We start from the raw sequence: 20,772 nt of genomic DNA, 5'->3' as shown, positions 1-20,772 counted from the left end.
GACAGTTATGAGGCTATTGTCGATGCCACTTGCTTGGCTTGGAATAATTTGCTTAAACAGCCACAAAGAATTCGGTCGTTAACTGCTCGTGCTTGGGCGCAACTTTAATTGTTGGGTTTGGTATAATATAATCATTTAGATAATAGCGTGCTTTAATCTCACCGCCATAGTGTTTGGCATCTGATTGATGATAATCAACCAACCTAAAGCCTTTCGACTCCCCTTCGGTCACTAAGTCTTGAGTTTTTGCATAGATATAGTCGTCTGTATCGTTATAAAACACAGAGGTACTCAGGTCAAAGTTTTTATTATTGTCATAGCGCAGGCTAAGCTCGATACCATCGGTAGACTCTTTATCCAGCTGTAGATTACCACGCTCCCAAGTATTGGTAGCCAAGTGAGCACCATTGGCATACAGCTCTTGTGAGGCAGGCAATCGTTCAGAGTGGCTAACGCGAGCGGAGATTTGGGTCGTCGGTGTCAGGTAACGCCCAGCTTCTAAACTCAAAGAGTGTGCGCTATCAGATTTGGAGATATTGTTATCCATATCTTCGATTTTTTGAATATCTTGACGGCCGCCAAACTGTACATACCATAAGTCTTTACCCTGCTTTGCAAGCTTGGCAGCGGTACTGTCGGTAGGCAGAGTGCTGCTGCCGTGATTATGACCCAGATGATCTTGCTGTGTCTTAGAAGATTGGGCACCTAATCTGCCGGCGTCATTAATTTGGGCACCAGAATAAGTCGGTGTTAAACGCTCAATAATATAAGTGTCTAGTTGATTGCGTCTGGTCTTTGGTAAATAGGCTTCTAGCCCCTCTGCGGAGAATTTGCTATTGGCATAATCGACACCAATGATTCCTTTCATATAACCTAAATTACCGACCTGATGGGTGGCATGAGTGGCCTGAACGGTCGCCCCAAAGGCCTTGTTTTTGAATGTGGTACCGACAACCCCTTCATCAATTTCATCATGCTGATAATCGGTATAACTAAACTTTGTTGCCAGTTTATCAATACCGGTTAAGGGTACCAAATGCTCGGTTTGAATCTGATACACATCGGATTTTAATTTAACGTAAGGCAGCTCGCCATGTTCATGGTGATGCTCATGCTCGTCATGGTCATGGTCATGGTCGTGTTCGTCATGTTCGTGTTCATGTTCTTGGTGTTCATGCTCTTCATGTCCATGTTCGTCATGGCCGTGTTCATGTTCGTCATGTCCATGTTCGTGCTCTGTATGCCCATGTGCTTCGTGTCCGTGCTCTTCATGGTCATGATCGTGATGCTCATGCGCCCCATGCTCGTGCTCATCTAAGCCGCACGTCAGTCTATTTATACGGTGCTCATCTGGCTGACAGTGGTTATGCACATGAAACGGCAGACCATAGTCTGAGTCTTGACGCTGATAAGAGAAGCCAACATAGTCAAGCTCATCCACATAGGTAAAGCCAATACTGGCATTGTCTTGCTTATACCAGCTGTTCTCGACTTTGTCATAACGTGACTTGGGTACTTTCACATCATCTAAATCGGTCTTTTGAAAACGCCCCGTCCACTGCCAATTGTCATTTAGCTGACCATTTAACTGGGCGTAGCCTAGATAGCCGTCTGTGGCTTGCTGCCCAATCAAGCCAAATTGGCCACTGACTGTGTCATTCATCGGCTCGGAGGGGATGGTGTCATCGACCACATTGACCACACCGCCAATAGCACCGCCGCCATACATTAGGGCAGAGCTGCCTTTGATTACCTCAATCTGTTTGGCGCCAAGCACAGGCACAGAGACTTGGTGATCGGGTGATATTTGTGACGCATCTTGTACCAGCATGCCATTTTGAGCCACTTGTACTCTAGGTGCAGTTTGACCTCGGATGATAGGGCGTGTGGCACCTTGACCAAAGGTATCTGAGTTGACACCGGGCTCATTTGCTAGTGCATCGCCCAAGGTGGATTTGCCTTGCTGCATAATCTGTGACTGGGTGATGACGCTGGTTGCGGTCGCCATATCCCCCGCTTGTGGCTCAAACGCACTGGCGGTAACCACAACGGGCGCCAGCTCAACCGAAGGCTTATCTTCTGCTAATGCCGCTGTGCTATAGGCGCCCAGTGCTGCTAATGTGGCTGCTTGGAGCAAATACGGCAGCTTGGCAGATGCAGCGGGCAACTTACTGTTTTGGATACAGATCGCTTGGGTATATAGACGGATACTCATCATTAGTGGCGATAAAGGGCGGTTGGTTCGGTTTTGTTGGCATTGGTGGTTTTGATAGTTTGTGAGCATGGGCTTACCTAAACAATAAAAATGAATGCCGCTAGGCAGGTTAGAGTACATTTCGGTAAAAATGTTATGTTATACTATAACATAACGTTTAAAAAGGTAACAATAACTTACACCGTCTATTCGCCCCATTATTGTTTTTAAGGTACCCACTAACCATGCAATACCGTTATCTATCCTTGATGATTTTAGTTATTTCTCACTCTTCTTTCGCACAAGATGACATGCCTCACACACCGCCTATTAGCGATAACGACATCACTCACCCCGAAGTCGTACTGCCGACCATCACCGTAAAATCAGCAGCCAGTCCAGTCTCTACCCACACGGTCACAATACAGGATCAACAGATTGATACGCATACATTAGGCGAGGCGTTAGAGAAGATATCAGGGGTTCACTCTGGCAGCTTTGGCCCACACTCAGGCTCGCCTATTATTCGCGGGTTACAAGGCAATCGCGTTAGTATCAATGAAGATGGTACGAACGTTAATGGGCTCAATGCCATCAGTCCGGCGACCAACTTGCTGTTTGATCCGGTCTTTAGTCACCAGATTACAGTGAATAAAAACAATTCAGTGATCGAATCAGGCGGGCGTGCCATCGGCGGCAGTGTGGACATTGACAGTGGATTAATCTCACGGCAAATAGAGGACAAACCTCAAAATCTCACGTTGGCTATTAAAGATGGAACCAATGCCCCTCGCTCACAGGGCATAAAAGCCAATATGAATAACGAGGACAACCTAAGCATTAATCTGTTGTACTCGGCGCAGCGTCAAGGGCATTACGATATTGCTGGTGATAGCAAGGCGAAGGTCTGTCAAACAGACTTGGTTCGCAGCAATGAATACGGCTTGGGGGTAAATACAGTATTAGCAGACGCCTGCCAAAAGCATGTCGAAAAAACCACCACCTTTAATCCCAAATCGAGACAGTATTTTTATACCGATTATGTTGACCCGAGCACGCTTGAATATACGCAGACCTATTATGACTATGGTTTATCGCCAGGGGATGTTTATACCAATTATGGCGGCTATGGTACGGCAGAGAACCCACAATACGAGCCAGATCAGCCCGAATATGCAGAGCGCATTAGCAAGATTAGCGATGTGACAGAGAATTATCATAATAAGCTTGGGAATAGCCATTTAGACAATCGCCGCTTGGGGATATCGGGTAGTTATTTTTTTGATAATGGCTATATTGCTGCTGCTTTGGATAACAAAACCAGCCGTTACGGCTTGCCTGGGTTCTCAATGTCCAATCTAAATTACAATCAAGATTACACCGCAAATGTCCCGGTGCAAATCGATGCGGAGCAGACGAAGTATTTGCTAGAGTCGCAAGTTGATTTGACGTATGACTGGTTCAATCAGCTTAATGTGAATATGGCCCATATCAAGGAGCGTAATGAGGAGCTGCTGGGTGATGATGTCGCCAATCATTATGACTTTGATACTTATAATGCCACTGTAGTCACTCAGCATCAGCCAAGTCTAGGTAAGCTTGGCGTGCTATCTGGAAAGCTGGGCGCTGATTTGTCGTATCGTGATATTAGGGGTAGGGGCGAGCAGCGTTATTTGCCCGATGTCGATACCCAAAAGCAGGCACTGTTTGTCAAAGAAAGTCTGCCGTTAGATTATCTGACATTAGGGGCAGGCTACCGCTATGAGAAAGTGACACACAAGATTCAAGGCAGCGATTTTAAACCCTCTAGCAAGTCACCGAATTATGAAAAACTGCTCGATACGAATTTTAATCTAAATAGTTATGAGCTGTCCGCCAAGCTGGATGTTAATGACTATTTGGCATTTAATCTGCGTTATACCAACTCTGAGAGAGCCCCTGAGGTGAATGAGCTGTATGCCAGTCAGGCGCACTTTAGCAGTATGGCGCATGAAGAGGGTAATCAGACACTAGATTCAGAAAAGGTCGCCAGTACCGAGCTTAGTGCACTGATTAACTATCAAGATATCGACGTTGTCGCCACTGCGTATCAACATGATTTTGATGGTTATTATTCGCTTAGACCCTCAGGGACGACCTTTTTGGCCAATCGGTTGCCTTTAAAGTATTGGCAACAAATAGACACTAAGGTGAGCGGCTTTGAGATTGATGCAAGCAAGCGCTTTGATTTTGATCAGTATGGTGATGTGACGGCGCATCTTTTTGCTGATTTGGTGAAGAATAAGCCCAAAGACGGTGAGACAAATGGCGAGTATCTCACCAATATCCCAACCGACCGTTATGGCATTGGTCTTAATTGGCAAAACAACAGCTGGGAGAGTGAGATAAACTTTGTGCACTACGCTAAGCCCAAGTATTTAGGGAAAGAGATTAACACTGAGGTGGCGCTGCCCAGCTATAACATGATGGATGTGAGTATCGCCAAAACCATTAATGGTTGGGCCGATTCTAGGGTTAAGCTTTTTGCTAATGCCAGTAACTTATTGGATGAAGAGGCCAGACCGCACGCATCGCCTCTAAGATACATTGCTCCATTACCAGGGCGCAGTATCAATGCCGGCATTACGGTTGATTTTTAGGGTTTGGCTAAGTTGGCTAAGTGCTTTAAACCAAGCGCATTAAAGCAAGCCAGCTACACATTGGTATATTTGCTCGCCTCAGGCATCCAGCGGTGAATCAGCTGGGTGACCTCCGCCTTACGATTGTCATCATTAATTAGGCGTTTAGCCAAATGACTGGCGATCATCAATAGGTTTTCATCACGGGTCAAATCGGACACATAATAGCCAATATTACCGGTTTGACGCTTGCCAAGCAGCTCACCTGGGCCACGCAATTGTAAGTCTTTTTGAGCAATCACAAAGCCATCATTACTGTCACGCAGTACATTGAGACGCTCGATGCCAGTTTCTGATAATGGGGTTTGGTATAGCAGCACACAGAAGCTTTTGGTCGAGCCACGCCCAACACGGCCACGCAGCTGATGCAGCTGTGATAACCCCAAACGCTCGGCGTTTTCTATCACCATCAATGAAGCGTTAGGCACATCGACGCCGACCTCAATCACGGTCGTTGCGACCAATAAATCAAGCTCGGCGTTCTTAAATGCAGCCATAATCTCTTGCTTTTCTTTTGATTTCATTTTGCCGTGTACCATGCCGATACGGATATCCAAACGCTCGCTTAAATCGGCAAAAGTGGCTTCAGCCGCTTGCGCATTTAAGGTACTTGAATCATCAACCAGTGGGCAGACCCAGTACGCTTGCTTGCCCTCTTTACAGTTAGCGGCGATGCGCTCAATCACCTCATCACGGCGGGCACGGTCAATGGTAACCGTGGTAATCGGGGTACGCCCTGGCGGCAGCTCATCAATAATAGAGGTGTCCATATCGCCATAGGCACTCATCGCCAGCGTACGCGGAATCGGAGTGGCTGTCATAATCAGCTGGTGCGGGGTGCTATTGGCCACGCCTTTGTTGGTCAATGCCATACGCTGCTCAACCCCAAAGCGGTGCTGCTCATCAATAATCGCCAGTCCCAATTTGGCAAATACCACCGCATCTTGAAACAGTGCATGGGTACCGACCACAATCTGAACCTCATTCTCGGCGACATCAGCCAGTGCTTCACGGCGCTGCTTAGCGGTTTGCTTGCCAGCCAGCCAACCCACACCGATGCCTAATGGCTCAAACCAAGCCTTAAAGTTAATCAGATGCTGCTCGGCTAAAATCTCAGTGGGCGCCATGACCGCCACCTGCCAGCCACTATCAAGGGCATAACAGGCTGCCAATGCCGCGACTAAAGTTTTACCAGCACCGACATCACCTTGTACCAAGCGCAGCATTGGAATGGAGGTCGCCATATCACTGGTAATCTCCTTAATCACTCGGTCTTGCGCACCGGTTAAGCTAAAGGGCAGGTTGGCTAGCAGCTTCTCAGCCAGTGGGCTATCACCATCACATTTAGGCGCTTTGTGTTGATGCAGCTGCTTACGGCGATATAGCATGCTTAATTGGTGTGCGGTCAGCTCCTCCACAATCAGTCGCTGGCAGGCAGGGTGAGTGCGCGCTTTTAACTGCTCAAGCTGCGCCGCTTGCAACGTAATATCGGTATGCATCGGCGGGGTATGGATTAAGGTCAATGCCTCAAACAACGTTAAATGCTGCCAACTTGGGGCGCTGTTGGGTGATGGGCTGGTTTGCTGAGATGCTGCCGAGCTAGGCAGGCCATAGCTATTGGTCGGTAGCGGTGCTGGCAAGTGATTAACGGCTTGCCAGTCGGCCTCATCAAACACTGTTAAAGGCAGGCCTTGCTGATGAACGGTCTGTAGTGCCAGTTTGACCAAGGTACGTAGTTTGTTTTGATGCAGCCCCTTAACCGCAGGATAAATGGGCTGTAGGCCGGTGTTTACCACAGGCGCACCGGCCGTCACCATATTGTATTCAGGGTGGGCCATCTGCATGCCGTAGCGGCTGATTTTGACTTCACCAAACAGCCTGAGCCGTGTGCCGAGCGTCATGGTCTGTACCAAGCTTGCATAGACCTTAAAAAAGCGCAGCTGAATGGCGCCAGTGGCATCTTCAATGACCACCGTCATACCGCCACGTTTGTTATCCACATAAGTGACTTGCCCTTCTATAAGCGCCGACTGCCCGTCTTGTAAGTCGCTGATATTGACCAAACGGCTGCGGTCTTCATAATCACGCGGCAGATGCAGTAGCAAATCAAACAAGCGTGACACACCCAGCTGCTCAAGCTGACCCTCAATTTTACTGCCCACACCAGCCAACACCTGAACAGGCAAGTCGACAGCGGTTTGTCTTTGGTTCACGGGTGTGTGCGAGGCGGGCGTATGAGTGTTTGAGGGGATTGGCATAGTGCGTCTCTCGATTGGCAAAATTTAAGAGCTATTGATTAAAAATGGGGTAAATCTGTCGCCTTATAGCCCCTTTATCATAAGATTATAGAGGATATTTTACCGGTTCATCAGGGCTTATTATATATACTGTATCTGGGCTAAGATTTTTTGAGTCCAGACTGTTATCATACGCATATTATTGGCTTTATGAATAGTGGTTTTGATAAGCGCTGTTTTTTGCGTCCGCTTTGTGTGAGCTTACCATCTCAATCCGCCAGTTTTTCCCCTTATAAAGATACCCGTTACCGGAGCCGTCATGCGAGCCTCAACCCAACATGTGCAAGACAGATTAAACCAACCTTATGATCACCAGCGCAGCTCACAGTTGCCTATCGGTACAGCAGTGATTGTGGCTTGGCTGGCTGGGGCGATGTTTATGCTGTCTTTGGCGCCCTATGGCTACTGGATTATCGCACTGATTTCCCCCGCTTTACTGTATGCGCTACTGCTTGGTGATATGAGCAATAAGCGTGCTTTTATTATCGGTGAAGCGTATGGCATGGGGCTTTGGTGTGTGGGCGCATTCTGGCTATACACCTCGATCCATGATTATGGGGATGTGCCCATGCCGCTGGCCCTATTGGCCATTGCGGTGATGGGGCTGGGCATGGGGCTATTTCATGGTTTTATGGCGCTGATATTTAACCGCTTTGTCGGTAAGCAGCCGCTGGCCTTTGCTGCGCTTTGGGTGCTGCAAGAGTGGATGAAGACTTGGCTACTGACAGGTTTTCCTTGGCTATTTGTCGGATATGCTTTTACCGAGCAACACTGGTTGTCATCATTAGCGCCTGTGGCTGGTGTATTTGCCATCTCTTTTGTGGTTGTTTTACTGGCAGCAAGTTTAGTCGATTTGTTCCGCAAGCGCGGCGGTTATCTGCTGGTTTCGATACTATTTTTAGCGTTAAGTATTGGTTTGTGGTTGACAGATCCGGCGTGGACGCAGCCTAAGCCCAATACCCCCAATCTGAAAGTCTCCTTAGTACAAGGTAATATTCCTCAAGATTTAAAGTGGCTTACCGAATACCGCTATAAGACGCTTGAGATTTATGCCAAGCTAAGCAGTACGGAGTGGGACCAGGATATGGTGGTATGGCCAGAGTCCTCTATTCCTATGTTCCAGACAGAAGCTTGGCCATTTATTGCCGAGGTGGTCAAAGTCGCAAAAGACACGGACACCACTTGGGTCACTGGCATTCCTTACAAAGATGAGTCGGCTTATAATCCTGAAACGGACAAATACGCACCGTTTTATAACAGCGTGATTGCGCTTGGCGCTCAGGCTGATGGGCTATATAAAAAGCAAAATCTCGTACCCTTTGGTGAATACATCCCTTTTCAAGGGGCGCTGGATTTATTCCCCAATTTGGCCGGTAGCAATGAAGTATTAAGCTATAGCCGTGGTCCAAAAGACCAATTGCCTCTAAAAGTGCGCGGCCACAATCTTGGCGCTGCCGTGTGCTATGAAGTGGCCTATCCAGATACCACGCGCCGCAATGCGCAAAATACCGACTTTTTATTAACCATCTCCAATGATGCTTGGTTTGGTACTTCAGCGGGCCCCTTGCAGCATTTACAAATGGTGCAAATGCGCTCGCTTGAGACCGGCCGCTGGTTTATGCGTGCGACCAATACCGGAGTGACTGCCATTATTGACCATAAAGGTCGTATTGTGGCACAGGCTCCCCAGTTTGAGCGTACGGTGCTGCGTGGTGAGGTGCAGTCGCGTACCGGCATGACGCCCTATGTTCGCTTTGGTAATTATCCTATTTTGATACTTATTGGGCTGTTTTTAGTGTTAAGCTATCTGGCTAAGCGCGCGCAACAATAAGCGTTAATTAGGATGAATTAATACTTCAATCCTTGAGTGTGATGTGTAAAAATATACTGCTAATCCACAAATAGGATGGGGCGTTTTCACAAAAGGTAGCAAATTGCGATATAATAGCAAGAAACGTGACCGGTTCTGACGGTAATATGGCGCCATAGTCTAGAGATTACAGGGAGTTGACTCATATTAGAGCTTAGCTACTTAGTTTCAAAAAGTACCATATTACAGAGGAACTTACTCTCTTAAACCTTTATCAAATTATACAGATAGGTGACCTATGGCAGATGCAAGCCAAAATAAACCGAAGAAAGAATTTATGTATGCTCTAGTGGGCACTGCTGCTTTTTTGGCTATCGTACTTCTTATTGGTATCTCAGCCTTCTTACGCCCAGCAGGCCATCATGTGGCCCCTGAAGCTGCTGTAGAAGAAACCACTGAAGAAGCCGCGGCACCTGAAGCTGCTGCAGCACCTGCCACAGAAGCCGAAGCTACTGCTGAGGCCGACCCTGCTACTGCCGAGACCGCTACTGCTGAAGCGCCTGCCGCTGGTACCGAAGCTGCACCTGCTGCAGATACCGCTACTACCTCAGACACTAACGCTGAAGCTGAAGCTGCTGCGCCTACAGCTACTGATGCCGCTGAACCTGCTACTGATACAGACACACAAAAGACTGCTCAGTAATTTTTTTAGATAGCTGCTAAACCCTTATAGAACCAGCGTTAAAGCCCGTTCAGTCTTTATGACTGTACGGGCTTTTTTGGGTAGTATTAAAATTTTTTTTCTTTACCCTGCTGTAAGTCCATGAAACAATACTGCAGTTTTTTTTATGAAACTGAAAGTTATCTCCCTATTAACTTTTGATAACCTGAAGACATAAAATTACGCTAACTTCAAAACAGAGTGAGACGATGGCTCTCCCTGATTGTTAGAGTCAGCTTCTCTGTTATAGATCTAAGGAATAGAAATTATGAGTAGTGTAAACTCTCAAAACACAGAGTCTTCTGCTGAATTTAAGGGACTAGACAATGGCTTTATGGGGCATCCCCAGCCGCTACGTTCCTTATTCTTCACCGAAATGTGGGAGCGCTTTTCTTACTACAGTATCCGCCCTTTACTGGTGCTGTTTATGGTGGCCTCTATTAGTAATGGCGGCTTTGGATTCGATGATACCACTGCGACTGCCATATATGGTATTTTTGCCGGAACTTTGTATCTTGCTGCGGTACCAGGTGGCTGGCTTGCTGATAATTGGTTAGGTCAAGAGCGTGCCTTATGGTGGGGTAGTATCATCATTGCGCTGGGCCACTTATGTATCGCTTTGTCTGCCTTATTTGGCATGTCTATGTTTTTTATTGGTCTGGTCTGTATTGTGCTAGGTTCAGGCTTATTTAAAACCTGTATTTCAGTGATGGTCGGCGCTTTATATCCCAAGGGTGACTCGCGCCGTGACGGTGGTTTTACCCTGTTTTATATGGGCATTAACATTGGTGCCTTATTGGCTGCACTGATTGTTGGTGTGTTTAAAGAACAGCAAATGTGGCATGTTGGCTTTGGTGTCGGTGGTTTGGGTATGTTGGTGTCGTTATTGGTATACCGTTTTGCTGCCCGCAAAAACCTAAAGCGCTTTGCGAAAGCCAAAGGCATCACCCCTGAATGGGAAGTGGCCAACGATCAGTATCAAAATGTCGGCCGCTGGGTGGGTCTGTTTTTAGCGATTTTAATTGCGCTCATTGTGCTTGTGGCTACTGGTGTTATGCCTTTTAACCCCAGTCTGGTTGCCGAATACATGACCTATATTATTGCCGCCACTGTGCTGCTGTATTTTGGTTATATGTTTGTCTCCCCTAAGCTTGATAAGACCGATAAGCTGCGTTTGCTGATTTGTTTTATTTTAATCATCGGCTCAACGTTATTCTGGTCAAGCTTTGAGCAGCAGCCCACTTCATTTAACTTGTTTGCCGATCGTTATACCGATCTTAATGTCATGGGCTTTGATGTACCAAGCATTTGGTTCCAGTCATTAAACCCCATCTTTATCCTAATGCTGGCGCCCATTGTGAGTATCATTTGGGTGTGGTTAGGTAAGCGTAATCTTGAACCTAACAGTATGGCCAAGTTCTCTTTGGGTATGCTATTGGCGGCAGCAGGGTTTGGTTTGATGACGATGGCCTCTAAACTGGTGGTCGCTAATCCAGACACTCTAGTATCGCCTTTGTGGCTCACAGGCAGTTTGTTGTTATTAACTTTGGGTGAGTTGGCATTAAGTCCTGTCGGTTTATCTTCAATGACTAAGCTTGCGCCAAAAGGCATGCAAGGTCAAATGATGGGTCTGTTCTTCACTTCTGTGGCCATGGGTAACTTAGTTGCTGCCTTCTTTGGCGGTCATGTGTCAGCAGATACCATTGATGGCTTGCCTGGCCTGTTCACCACCATGACCATCTTCTTGGTAGTGACCGCTTTAATCTTGCTGGCTTTATCAAAACCGGTCAGAGCCATGTTAGACCGCAGTGAAGCGGAAGATGAACGCCGCAATGCTGTTTAAATAAGCTTTAGATTCATGGTAAGCTTTTAAGCTGCTTACTAACTGAAAACGGTTCAACAAATCAAACGTGTTACCATAATCTGGTAGCACGTTTTTCACATTTGAAATTGGCAAAAAAACCACAATAAAAAACACACCATTTATCCCGAGGAACATTATGAGTAAGTCTGTCATCCAAGAGCGTATCCATCAATTACGCCAAGTTCTAAAAAATAACGAAATCAGCGCCCTGATCATCCCATCGGCTGATCCTCATTTATCTGAGTATCTGCCTGAGTATTGGCAGGGTCGTCAGTGGCTATCGGGCTTTACAGGCTCTGTGGGTACTTTGGTTGTGACTCATGACTTTGCAGGTCTGTGGGCGGACAGCCGTTATTGGGTACAAGCAGCGGCACAATTAGAGGGGACTGGTATTACCCTACAAAAACTACAACCAGGCTCTCCTAATCACGCCCAGTGGCTGGGTGAGTATTTAAAGGCCGGCGATAGTGTGGCCATCGACGGCAATGTGTTGTCACTGGCTGAACAAGATCGCCTGTTAGATGCTTTCGATGAGGCGGCTGAAAGTGAAGAGGAGGGTATCCGTCTGGTCACTGAGCTGGATTTATTAGGCGAGATTTGGCAAGACCGTCCGGCGCTGCCTGTGGCTCAGCTTTATCCCCATGATACGCAGTTTGTGTCACAGTCGGCGCAAGAGAAGCTGGCCGAAGTGCGGGCGCATATGGCGCAAATTGGCGCCACCCATCACCTCATCTCAAGCTTAGATGATATCGCATGGCTGACCAACTTACGTGGCAGTGATGTCGATTACAACCCTGTATTTTTGGCACACATGATAGTCACTGCAGATAAGGCAACGCTTTATATTGACAATGCCAAAGTGGGCGAGGATATCGCCAAATTATTAAGTGACGCCGGTATTAGCGTGGCAGATTATGATCAAGTTCAAGGTGCTTTAAGTGAGCTAACGCCAGAGGATTTATTGTTATTAGATCCCAATAAGGTGGCAGTAGGCACCTTAAATGACTTAGGCGATGACATTGCTATGATTGAGCAAGTTGCGCCAAGCACATTGCTAAAATCCGTCAAGTCTAAAGAGGATATCGAGCATGTGCGTGAGGCCATGCGTCAAGATGGTGCGGCATTGTGTGAGTTCTTTAGCGAGTTTGAAGCACGTTTACATCAAGGCGAACGCTTAAGCGAGCTTGATGTGGACAGTATGTTGATTGATGTGCGTAGCAAACAGCCGCACTATGTATCACCAAGCTTCCCAACCATTGCCGGCTTCAATGAAAATGGGGCGCTGCCACATTACCGTGCCACAGAAGATAAATTTAGCTACCTTGACGGTGATGGACTGTTATTAATTGACTCTGGTGCTCAGTACCAAAACGGCACCACCGACATTACCCGTGTGATTGGTATTGGCCAAGTTAATGAGACGCAAAAACGTGACTTTAGCATGGTGTTAAAAGCACACATTGCCTTAGCCAAAGCCTGTTTCCCAGATGGGATTGCTTCACCACTGATTGATGCGATTTGCCGTGCACCACTGTGGCAAGCCCAAATGGATTACGGTCATGGTACCGGCCATGGTGTTGGCTATTTCTTAAATGTGCATGAAGGCCCGCAGGTCATTGCTTATGCGGCGAGCAACCCACCAGAGCGTGCCATGAAGGTGGGTATGATCTCAAGTAATGAGCCTGGTTTGTACCGTGAAGGCCGCTGGGGGATTCGCATCGAAAACCTAGTGGTGAACCAGCCTGTGCCAACACCGCAAGAGACTGAGTTTGGTCATTATCTAAACTTTGAAACGGTTACGTTATGCCCAATTGATACCCGTTTGGTAGAGCCAAGCTTGCTTAACCAAGACGAAATAGAGTGGTTGAACGACTACCACAGCCACGTATTCAATGAGCTAAAAGACCGTGTTTCAGGGGCGGCTTTGGCGTGGCTGACTGAGCGCACAAAAGCCATCTAACCCCTCACTTCATTTAAGGCTGTGGCGTATTGACGTCACGGGATGTATAAAGTAAAAAATCCGCCCAACTTATGTGTTGGGCGGATTTTTTAGGGCTTGTCTTTTGCTTCAAGGCTTCAGCCGGTATGTAAGCCCTACAATAGCCACTCAATAGGCAGCAAAGAGCACACCCAAACGCCAAGTCGAGAAAATAGGCTACTGTGTGGCTCGTTATCATACTCGACAGTATTACCGTTATCTAAGGTCTGCCAGTGTAATTTACCTTGCGGGGTTTTGCTCACCTTATAACTGTACTCCATTTGTTTTTGCTTCATATTGTCTGCCAGATAACTTGCCATCTGCTCGCTATCAAACACCAAGCCCATTTCTGTATTTAATGCAGCAGAACGAGGGTCCATATTAAAAGAGCCCACAAACAGCGTTTTATTATCAATAATAAAGGTCTTAGCATGTAAGCTGGCACCACTGCTTTTGAGAATACCGCCATGATTTTTGGTGATGACTGTGGCCTGCGGTTTAAGCTCATATAAGGCGATGCCGGCGCGTAACAGTGGTTTGCGATATTTGGCATAGCCGGCATGTACCGGAATAACATCGGTTGCGGCTAGAGAATTGGTGAGGACGGCGACTTGTTTGCCCTGTTTGGCCAGGCGCTGAAACAGAGCAGTACCTTGCTTGGCGGGTACGAAATAGGGAGAGATTATCAGTAGCTCCTCACGGGTGCCCTGCATTAAGGGAACAAGATGAGCCAGTACCGAGTCCGCCTCTTTCGATTTTTGTAATCCCTTTGCAGGATCATCACTAATCAGCCGTACCTGAGTCCAAATTAGCGGCAATGAGCCTTCACGAAGTTGTTTGACAAAGCTGGACTCTCCCAGCTCTTTTAAGAAAATCTGCGTTTGTTTATCGGTTGCAGGTGTGGTATCAAAAGGCGCGGGGGCGTGTTGCTTAATGATGCTTTGGAGCGGATAAGCAGACTGACTTGCCCAGTAGCGGTCAAAGTCTTGCTCCACATCTTCGGCCACGGGTCCAACAGCCGCCATGTCTAAATCTGCAAACATTACCCCGCTACCAAAGCCAAAATATTCATCACCGACGTTACGCCCGCCCGCTATGGTCACCAGACCATCTGCTGTAAAAGACTTATTGTGCATGCGCCGATTTAGCCTAAAGAAGTCACTAAGATAGCCCAAAGGCCGAAGGGTACGCTGCATAAAGGGGTTAAATAGCCGCACCTCAATATTGGGATGCGCATCGATGCTGGCCAGCAGCGGATCCATGCCGCCAGTGTTATTGTCATCGAGCAACAAACGCACCTGAACTCCGCGCTCAGCGGCTTGGTACAAGCTTTGCATGAGCAAGTGACCTGTGGTGTCATCATGCCAGATGTAATATTGCACATCTAAGGTGTCTTGTGCAGACGCTGCCAATGCCAATCGGGCCAAAAAGGCCTCGTGGCTATCATCCAACAAATAAATGCCACTTAAGCCCGGATGCTGCTGCAATAAAGGCAGTAGCCGCTGTGCCAAAAAGCTACTAGGGTCGACAGCTAAATGGCGAGAGGCGGTGTGTGACTGATGGTCAGGCAAGCTTTGATGAGTCACTAGTGCCAAAAGGCTCAAGAGCGCAATGAAACCCACACTAAATAGCAAGATTGTTTTTAACGCCTTTATTAACATAAGGTGGCTCTTTTGGGATAACAGACAGTGTGGTGTGATAAAAGAAGCGGGGCTTGAGTCATAATAGCAAAAGGGTGGTCATAAAAAAGCCCGCTAGAGCATAGCGGGCTTCAGACAATAGCTGTCTTTAGAAGCAAACAACTAAAGAAGGGTTAGCCCTTTTTGACCATATAAGTCATAAACTTATAGCTCAGGCCACTTTTTTCATCAGTAAATGACTCAGATTCTTGAGTGAGTTCAAAGTCTTCGGGTATCTGTGGGTAAAACGCATCGCCGTCTTCAATGTCGGTATCGACAACCGTTAGCTCAATGCGGTCGGTGAACATCATGGCACGTTTAAACACACGCTCGCCGCCGATAACCCAAATAGTTTCAAACTTTAAGCCATGAGCGACGTTGGCTGCATGGGTTAAAGCATCATCCAAGTTATGCACCACATGCACATCTTTAAGACCTTCTAGCCCTTTTTGCTGCGCATAGTCCATTTGAGTGGTGACAATGAAGTTCACTCGTTTTGGCAGCGGCTTTGAGCCCATCGATTCAAAAGTTTTACGGCCCATAATGACAATACCTTTTAGGCCTGTATCTACATAAGCATCGGTCTCAGCGGTGGTCATGGCCTTAAAGTGTTTTAAATCATTGGGGATATGCCAAGGCAAATCGTTGCCCTTGCCGATACAGCGGTTGCGGCTAATGGCCACAATTTGGGCAATTTGAGTGTGGGCGTAGCTCATACAAATATCCTTAATCAATAATAACCAATTGTCTGATAAACGGCTTGGCGTATAGCGGCTAAGCTATCTATTTATGCTGTAACTATCTATTGATGCCGCGACGGGCTATTTATACCGCGACGGGTGCTTTAATCGCTGGATGCGACTGATAGCCCTCAACTCGGATATCATCAAAAGTAAAATCAAAAATATCCTTGATTTCAGGGTTGAGCCATAATTTAGGTAACTCATAAGCCTCGCGAGACAGCTGTTCATTGACCTGCTCAATATGGTTTTGATACAAGTGACAATCACCACCTGTCCAAATAAACTCACCCACCTCTAGGTCACAAACTTGAGCAATCATATGTGTTAATAAAGAGTAGCTGGCAATGTTAAAAGGCACCCCTAAAAACATTATAACCCCTAATTTATGCACAAGACGCCTAATAACATAGCCTTAACAGCTATAATAGCATTGTGCACTTTTAATTCTGCACAATATGGGTTATACATACAAGGTTATTATACCTGATTTTAAAATATCACTGCTAATAGAAGGTATTGTTTATTTCTTTTAGTTGTACTAAGGCATATAAAACGTGATTGCTCCAACATTAAAACTCACCCTAAAGCCCTATCAATCAACGCATCGGTAAGCTGAACCTGTGTCTCTTGAGACTGCTGTAGCTTAACTTTTAACTGATCGCAAATAGCCATTAGTTCATCGACTTTAGCAACGATACGGTGTTGTTCAGCTAGAGGAGGTATAGGAATTAAAAATTTTGATATATTTCCCATGCTAAGATTAGCTCTTGCATTGTCGAGCCTTTCCTAAAAAGTGTGTAACTATCATTTAGATTGTAGAAGTACTTACACGAAATTTAGGAAAGGCTCGTTCATAGACAGTATGAAGGTATTTACTACCTGGCAATCAACAACTTTACAGCAACCTCAAAAAGACACTCATCTTTGATAGTAATACTAACTTTGCCATTATGAGCATTGGCGATAGCTTGCACAATAGATAAGCCTAAGCCTGTTCCTGAATGCATCGTATTCGTTTTATCATGACGATAGAATCGCTCAAACAGTTTATCGGCTTCAATCTGATTTAATGGTTTGTCTAGACGGTTGGTCATAGTTATTCTTAACCAGAGCTGCTCTGGGGATTGAATATCGTCTTTTGGCGCATTAAGCGAGGTGCTTGAAGTGAGGACAGTAGCGGATATCATAATAGTGCTATTACTAGCCGCATAATGAATCGCATTTGACATCAGGTTGGCAAACAGCCGTTGCAATAAGCCTTTATCACCTAGTACTGTTTTAAAATCACCCGATTTTTCAAAGATTATCTCACGATCCTCAGCAATCATCTCATAATAATCTATAAGCTTTGTGATCAAGCTCTCTATATCGACATGACTGATTTGCGAATCACTCAGCTCTTTTTGAGTTTTTGCCAGTAATAACATATCGTTAATCATGGCGGATAACTGCTTTAACGTATCATGCTGATGATGCAATTGCTCAATGTATTCGTCGCTTTCTCTTGGCTTAGTTAACATGACTTGCGTTTGCGTAATCAGCGTCGCTATTGGCGTGCGTAGCTCATGCGCGATATTGTCTGAAAATCGCGACAACGACTCAAAATTGCTTTCAAGCTTAGCCATCATCGAGTTATAGGATTCTGCTAAAGGTCTTAGCTCTAATGGCATATCACTAACTATTACTCTTTCGCTCAATCTTTCAGGATGAATACCTTTCATCCTTTTCACGATAGTGGATAAAGGGGCAAAACCCCAATACACGCTTAAGGCTGCTATTGAAACCAACAGTAGTGTGATGGCAAATAGGATCAGACTAAGTTGACGGTTAAACTGTAATAAATACTGATGATGCACGTCAATGGGTAAGGCGATAAGGGCAAGCATGTCATCGTTTCCAATAACCATAGCTCGATAACGTCTGTCTTTAATATTTATTACAAACTGTCTGTCATCATGATTTTGCTGTAATGATAATAGGTTAAAGTCGGCACTTAATTCATTAGCAAAGTTTTTGGGAGTACTAGATAGCAATCGCCCCTCTTTATCAGCAATGATAGTTTTTAGATCGTAATCTAGCGCTGATGAATGCAGGTGATCATCATTTTCTGTGGCTATTGTAGGAAGTAGATTTGAAGAAGCTTTCGAGCTTAGCGGTTGTTGAGTGTTTGATGGACTTTGAGGCTTAGGTAGTGTCTGAGAGGCTATTTGGTTATCCGCCTCTGTTACGCGCTTACGTAGATTAAAGGCTGCGTGGGTAATGATTTCAGCATCCATTTGCTCAAAATGGCCTTTAACAGAGTGCTGTACCCAGATATAGATTATCAACTGCGATAAAACGACAAATATCGTCAATAAAAACACAGTTCGCCATAGTAAGGGTAAGCGTCGATTGTCCAATCTATTTATCATATTGGCTATCTTCCGTTTCGCTGGCAGCTTTATTACTAGCTGAAACGTCGACAGCATCTAATCGGTAGCCCATGCCACGCACAGTATGAATTAGCTTGGTATCAAACTCATCGTCTATTTTTATACGCAGACGTCTTATTGCCACATCAATCACATTAGTATCGTTATCAAAGTTCATATCCCATACTTGTGAAGCAATGATTGAGCGTGGTAATACTTCACCGCGGCGCTCTAATAGAAACTGTAATAGGGAGAACTCTTTTGCGGTTAGTTTAATGGGCGTGTCTCCTCTATGTACAGTGCGCTTGGCAATGTCCATTTTGAGATCCGCTATTTGCATGAGCGTACTTTTATAGTCGGCTTGATTGGCGCGTCGTAATAAGCTTTTTATCCTGACTATTAACTCTGCAAAGGCAAAAGGTTTGGTCAGATAATCATCACCGCCAATCTCAATCCCCTTGATTTTGTCATTTAAATCATCTTTTGCGGTTAGAAATAACACTGGCGTATGCTTGCCAGCCGCTCGGTAATTACGTACTAGCTCAAAACCGCTAACATCAGGCAGCATAACATCCATGAGTATCACGCTAAACTCTTCAGTCATCATAGCATGGTAGCCATCTAAACCTGTCAGCTGATGATCAACAATGAAGCCTGCTTCACTTAAGCCTTTTTTTACATATTCGCCGAGTTTTAATTCATCTTCTACTAGTAGTACTTTCATAGTAATCCTTCAATATAACTATGATTTTATAATACCCAAATCAATATAAATGACAAAACGGACTGGTATCTGACAAAGATGTCATGCGCTCGTCATCAAATGGTCAGTCTTCGTTTGTTAATCTATACCTATAGTACATAGCGGCTCATTCTTGATACGAGTAGCTACTATGAATTATTACTACAGGTAATTAGTTTCAATATTTAATAATTTATTAAGGATGTTATATGAAAAGCTATCGTTCATTAAAAAAAGCAGCTTTGCTTTCAGTATCGATGTTAGTGGGCATGTCAGCGGCCAATGCGCATACCACAAACTTAGATGCTTCTGTTCTCGGTAATTGTGATGCGCTCACTAGTTTTGCAAGAAACGCAGATCATAATGATGCACAAATGTCCAAAGAGCAAAAGAAAAGTTATGTCGACGCCAGAGTGGCTTGTCAGGTTCAACATCAAGATCAACATTTGCAGTCTGAAAAGTATTTTGTGAAAAAATATGGTAACGATCGTGATAGCAATGCTGAAGCCATATTAAATGAATATATCGCGCATTAAAATATAAAAGTAGCAAGATGACAATATTGTCATCTTGCTGTCATCTCTCTGTCAGAATCAATAAGTTATGCTTTAGACTGAATTAATATCCTAAAGCTTTATGTACCCTCAACTAAATCAATTAAGGATTAACCATGTCACTCTTTAAATCAAAGTCTTTACCTAAAGCAATCGTAGCCACTGCCGTCGCTCTAGTCGTTTCAACCTCAGCTCTAGCACATGACCCTAAAATGCATGCTGAAAAAGATCAAATGAACTGTGAAAAAATGCAAAAGCATATGGATATGATGGGAAAAATGGATCATAGTAAGATGGACATGAGCGATCCTGCCATGAAAGCGATGATGGCTAACATGGGTAAAATGAAGCAAATGTACCAAAAACACTGCGTTACTAACGACAGTAAATCTTAAAAATTTTAGCTCTGTTAAATAGCAGTCAACACTTAACGGAAATAAATTGTTAGGAAAACATATGAAATTTTTATTGGGTGCGCTCTTTACCGTATTTGTGGCAATCGTTAGCGTGTTTGCGGTTGTTACTAGTGGCGTTGTCAATGTGGGAGCTGACCAAGAGCATAGCCCAATGATGTTTAGCTTTTTAGAAACTGCTCGCAATCGTTCCATAGAAAATGCCAGTAAAGATATTGTGGTACCAGATTTAGAGAAGGCTGAGCTAATCAGTTCTGGTGGCGCGGACTATAAGGATATGTGTGCAGGCTGTCACTTGTCTCCGGGAGTGGCACAAACTGACTTTAGTGAGGGCTTATATCCAAAGCCGCCCAACTTTACCAAGGCTGATATTGTCAAACGTTATCAAACAGAAGACGGTGCAAAGCAAGGCTTTTGGGCAATCAAGCACGGTATTATGGCATCTGGAATGCCTGCGTGGGGCGCGTCCCATGATGACGGTAGAATGTGGGCAATGGTAGCCTTCATTAGATCGTTACCTGAATTAGATGAAAGCCAATACACGATGCTAACCACTAGGATAGATGGCGATATGATGGACATGTCATTTGACGGTGATATGAATATGTCGGATGATGGATCTGGAATGCAGCATTAATACTTTCTAGATATGAAAGCCTCCTAACTCACGGTTGTCGCTATTAATAAT

At 45.4% G+C, this 20,772-nt stretch carries 15 protein-coding genes and 1 pseudogene; 8 read left to right on the top strand and 8 right to left on the bottom strand.

What is annotated here, in order from left to right:
• Nucleotides 1-52: 52 nt before the first annotated feature.
• Nucleotides 53-2,284 carry a TonB-dependent receptor gene (locus JMX92_RS08855; RefSeq protein WP_227675325.1) on the bottom strand — a complete coding sequence of 744 codons (2,232 nt, stop codon included), beginning with the start codon at nucleotides 2,282-2,284 and terminating at the stop codon, nucleotides 53-55.
• Nucleotides 2,285-2,439: 155 nt separating this feature from the next.
• Here JMX92_RS08855 and JMX92_RS08850 point away from each other — a divergent pair, with 155 nt between their 5' ends.
• On the top strand, nucleotides 2,440-4,833 hold the full coding sequence (locus JMX92_RS08850) for a TonB-dependent receptor plug domain-containing protein (RefSeq protein ID WP_201545251.1): 2,394 nt from the start codon (nucleotides 2,440-2,442) through the stop codon (nucleotides 4,831-4,833).
• Nucleotides 4,834-4,886: 53 nt separating this feature from the next.
• Here the strand turns inward: JMX92_RS08850 and recG are convergent, their stop codons facing one another.
• The gene (gene recG / locus JMX92_RS08845) at nucleotides 4,887-7,130 is read right to left on the bottom strand and encodes an ATP-dependent DNA helicase RecG (RefSeq protein WP_201545249.1); all 2,244 of its coding nucleotides are present in this window, start codon (nucleotides 7,128-7,130) and stop codon (nucleotides 4,887-4,889) included.
• Nucleotides 7,131-7,428: 298 nt separating this feature from the next.
• Between recG and lnt the strand changes: the two genes are divergently transcribed.
• From lnt to JMX92_RS08825, 4 genes are all read left to right on the top strand, one after another.
• Nucleotides 7,429-9,000 (top strand): apolipoprotein N-acyltransferase, encoded by a 1,572-nt coding sequence (gene lnt, locus JMX92_RS08840; protein WP_155587259.1) that lies wholly within the window; start codon nucleotides 7,429-7,431, stop codon nucleotides 8,998-9,000.
• Between the two features lie 277 nt (nucleotides 9,001-9,277).
• Complete coding sequence (locus tag JMX92_RS08835; RefSeq protein ID WP_201545254.1) at nucleotides 9,278-9,682, top strand: hypothetical protein; 405 nt, start codon at nucleotides 9,278-9,280, stop codon at nucleotides 9,680-9,682.
• Nucleotides 9,683-9,968: 286 nt separating this feature from the next.
• A complete protein-coding gene (locus tag JMX92_RS08830; RefSeq protein ID WP_201545246.1) occupies nucleotides 9,969-11,543 on the top strand; it encodes a peptide MFS transporter in 1,575 nt (524 codons plus the stop codon).
• A 157-nt stretch (nucleotides 11,544-11,700) separates the two neighbouring features.
• The gene (locus tag JMX92_RS08825) at nucleotides 11,701-13,524 is read left to right on the top strand and encodes an aminopeptidase P family protein (protein WP_201545244.1); all 1,824 of its coding nucleotides are present in this window, start codon (nucleotides 11,701-11,703) and stop codon (nucleotides 13,522-13,524) included.
• A 134-nt stretch (nucleotides 13,525-13,658) separates the two neighbouring features.
• Here JMX92_RS08825 and JMX92_RS08820 read toward each other — a convergent pair whose 3' ends face one another.
• From JMX92_RS08820 to JMX92_RS08795, 6 genes and pseudogenes are all read right to left on the bottom strand, one after another.
• On the bottom strand, nucleotides 13,659-15,203 hold the full coding sequence (locus JMX92_RS08820) for a phospholipase D family protein (protein WP_227675324.1): 1,545 nt from the start codon (nucleotides 15,201-15,203) through the stop codon (nucleotides 13,659-13,661).
• Between the two features lie 152 nt (nucleotides 15,204-15,355).
• Nucleotides 15,356-15,937, bottom strand: a complete 582-nt coding sequence (locus tag JMX92_RS08815; protein ID WP_201545242.1) for a dihydrofolate reductase — start codon at nucleotides 15,935-15,937, stop codon at nucleotides 15,356-15,358.
• A gap of 109 nt (nucleotides 15,938-16,046) precedes the next feature.
• Entirely contained in the window at nucleotides 16,047-16,334 is a 288-nt protein-coding gene (thyA, locus tag JMX92_RS08810; protein WP_320157750.1) for a thymidylate synthase, read from the bottom strand.
• A 206-nt stretch (nucleotides 16,335-16,540) separates the two neighbouring features.
• Nucleotides 16,541-16,720 (bottom strand): annotated as a pseudogene (locus JMX92_RS08805) (restriction endonuclease subunit S); the annotation flags it as partial.
• A 119-nt stretch (nucleotides 16,721-16,839) separates the two neighbouring features.
• A complete protein-coding gene (locus JMX92_RS08800) occupies nucleotides 16,840-18,375 on the bottom strand; it encodes an ATP-binding protein (protein WP_201545238.1) in 1,536 nt (511 codons plus the stop codon).
• Nucleotides 18,365-19,099, bottom strand: a complete 735-nt coding sequence (locus tag JMX92_RS08795; protein WP_201545236.1) for a heavy metal response regulator transcription factor — start codon at nucleotides 19,097-19,099, stop codon at nucleotides 18,365-18,367. Before JMX92_RS08795 ends, JMX92_RS08800 begins: the two co-directional genes overlap by 11 nt.
• Nucleotides 19,100-19,326: 227 nt before the next feature.
• On the opposite strand from JMX92_RS08795, the gene JMX92_RS08790 reads away from it, so the two are divergent.
• From JMX92_RS08790 to JMX92_RS08780, 3 genes are all read left to right on the top strand, one after another.
• Nucleotides 19,327-19,653, top strand: a complete 327-nt coding sequence (locus JMX92_RS08790; RefSeq protein WP_105244298.1) for a hypothetical protein — start codon at nucleotides 19,327-19,329, stop codon at nucleotides 19,651-19,653.
• Between the two features lie 134 nt (nucleotides 19,654-19,787).
• Nucleotides 19,788-20,066 carry a hypothetical protein gene (locus tag JMX92_RS08785; protein ID WP_093068416.1) on the top strand — a complete coding sequence of 93 codons (279 nt, stop codon included), beginning with the start codon at nucleotides 19,788-19,790 and terminating at the stop codon, nucleotides 20,064-20,066.
• A 61-nt stretch (nucleotides 20,067-20,127) separates the two neighbouring features.
• The gene (locus JMX92_RS08780; protein WP_105244297.1) at nucleotides 20,128-20,721 is read left to right on the top strand and encodes a c-type cytochrome; all 594 of its coding nucleotides are present in this window, start codon (nucleotides 20,128-20,130) and stop codon (nucleotides 20,719-20,721) included.
• The last annotated feature ends 51 nt before the right edge of the window (nucleotides 20,722-20,772 follow it).

Origin of the sequence: Psychrobacter sp. H7-1, from assembly GCF_904846585.1 — a bacterium.
Lineage (GTDB): Bacteria > Pseudomonadota > Gammaproteobacteria > Pseudomonadales > Moraxellaceae > Psychrobacter > Psychrobacter raelei.
Note: the sequence above shows the minus strand (reverse complement) of the source record. Positions and strands in the feature narration are given on the sequence as shown.

Coding starts and splice junctions, on each gene's coding strand:
- JMX92_RS08855 (WP_227675325.1), bottom strand. CDS start 2,284: ATGCTCACAAACTATCAAAACCACCAATGCCAACAAAACCGAACCAAC.
- JMX92_RS08850 (WP_201545251.1), top strand. CDS start 2,440: ATGCAATACCGTTATCTATCCTTGATGATTTTAGTTATTTCTCACTCT.
- recG (WP_201545249.1), bottom strand. CDS start 7,130: ATGCCAATCCCCTCAAACACTCATACGCCCGCCTCGCACACACCCGTG.
- lnt (WP_155587259.1), top strand. CDS start 7,429: ATGCGAGCCTCAACCCAACATGTGCAAGACAGATTAAACCAACCTTAT.
- JMX92_RS08835 (WP_201545254.1), top strand. CDS start 9,278: ATGGCAGATGCAAGCCAAAATAAACCGAAGAAAGAATTTATGTATGCT.
- JMX92_RS08830 (WP_201545246.1), top strand. CDS start 9,969: ATGAGTAGTGTAAACTCTCAAAACACAGAGTCTTCTGCTGAATTTAAG.
- JMX92_RS08825 (WP_201545244.1), top strand. CDS start 11,701: ATGAGTAAGTCTGTCATCCAAGAGCGTATCCATCAATTACGCCAAGTT.
- JMX92_RS08820 (WP_227675324.1), bottom strand. CDS start 15,203: ATGTTAATAAAGGCGTTAAAAACAATCTTGCTATTTAGTGTGGGTTTC.
- JMX92_RS08815 (WP_201545242.1), bottom strand. CDS start 15,937: ATGAGCTACGCCCACACTCAAATTGCCCAAATTGTGGCCATTAGCCGC.
- thyA (WP_320157750.1), bottom strand. CDS start 16,334: ATGTTTTTAGGGGTGCCTTTTAACATTGCCAGCTACTCTTTATTAACA.
- JMX92_RS08800 (WP_201545238.1), bottom strand. CDS start 18,375: ATGATAAATAGATTGGACAATCGACGCTTACCCTTACTATGGCGAACT.
- JMX92_RS08795 (WP_201545236.1), bottom strand. CDS start 19,099: ATGAAAGTACTACTAGTAGAAGATGAATTAAAACTCGGCGAATATGTA.
- JMX92_RS08790 (WP_105244298.1), top strand. CDS start 19,327: ATGAAAAGCTATCGTTCATTAAAAAAAGCAGCTTTGCTTTCAGTATCG.
- JMX92_RS08785 (WP_093068416.1), top strand. CDS start 19,788: ATGTCACTCTTTAAATCAAAGTCTTTACCTAAAGCAATCGTAGCCACT.
- JMX92_RS08780 (WP_105244297.1), top strand. CDS start 20,128: ATGAAATTTTTATTGGGTGCGCTCTTTACCGTATTTGTGGCAATCGTT.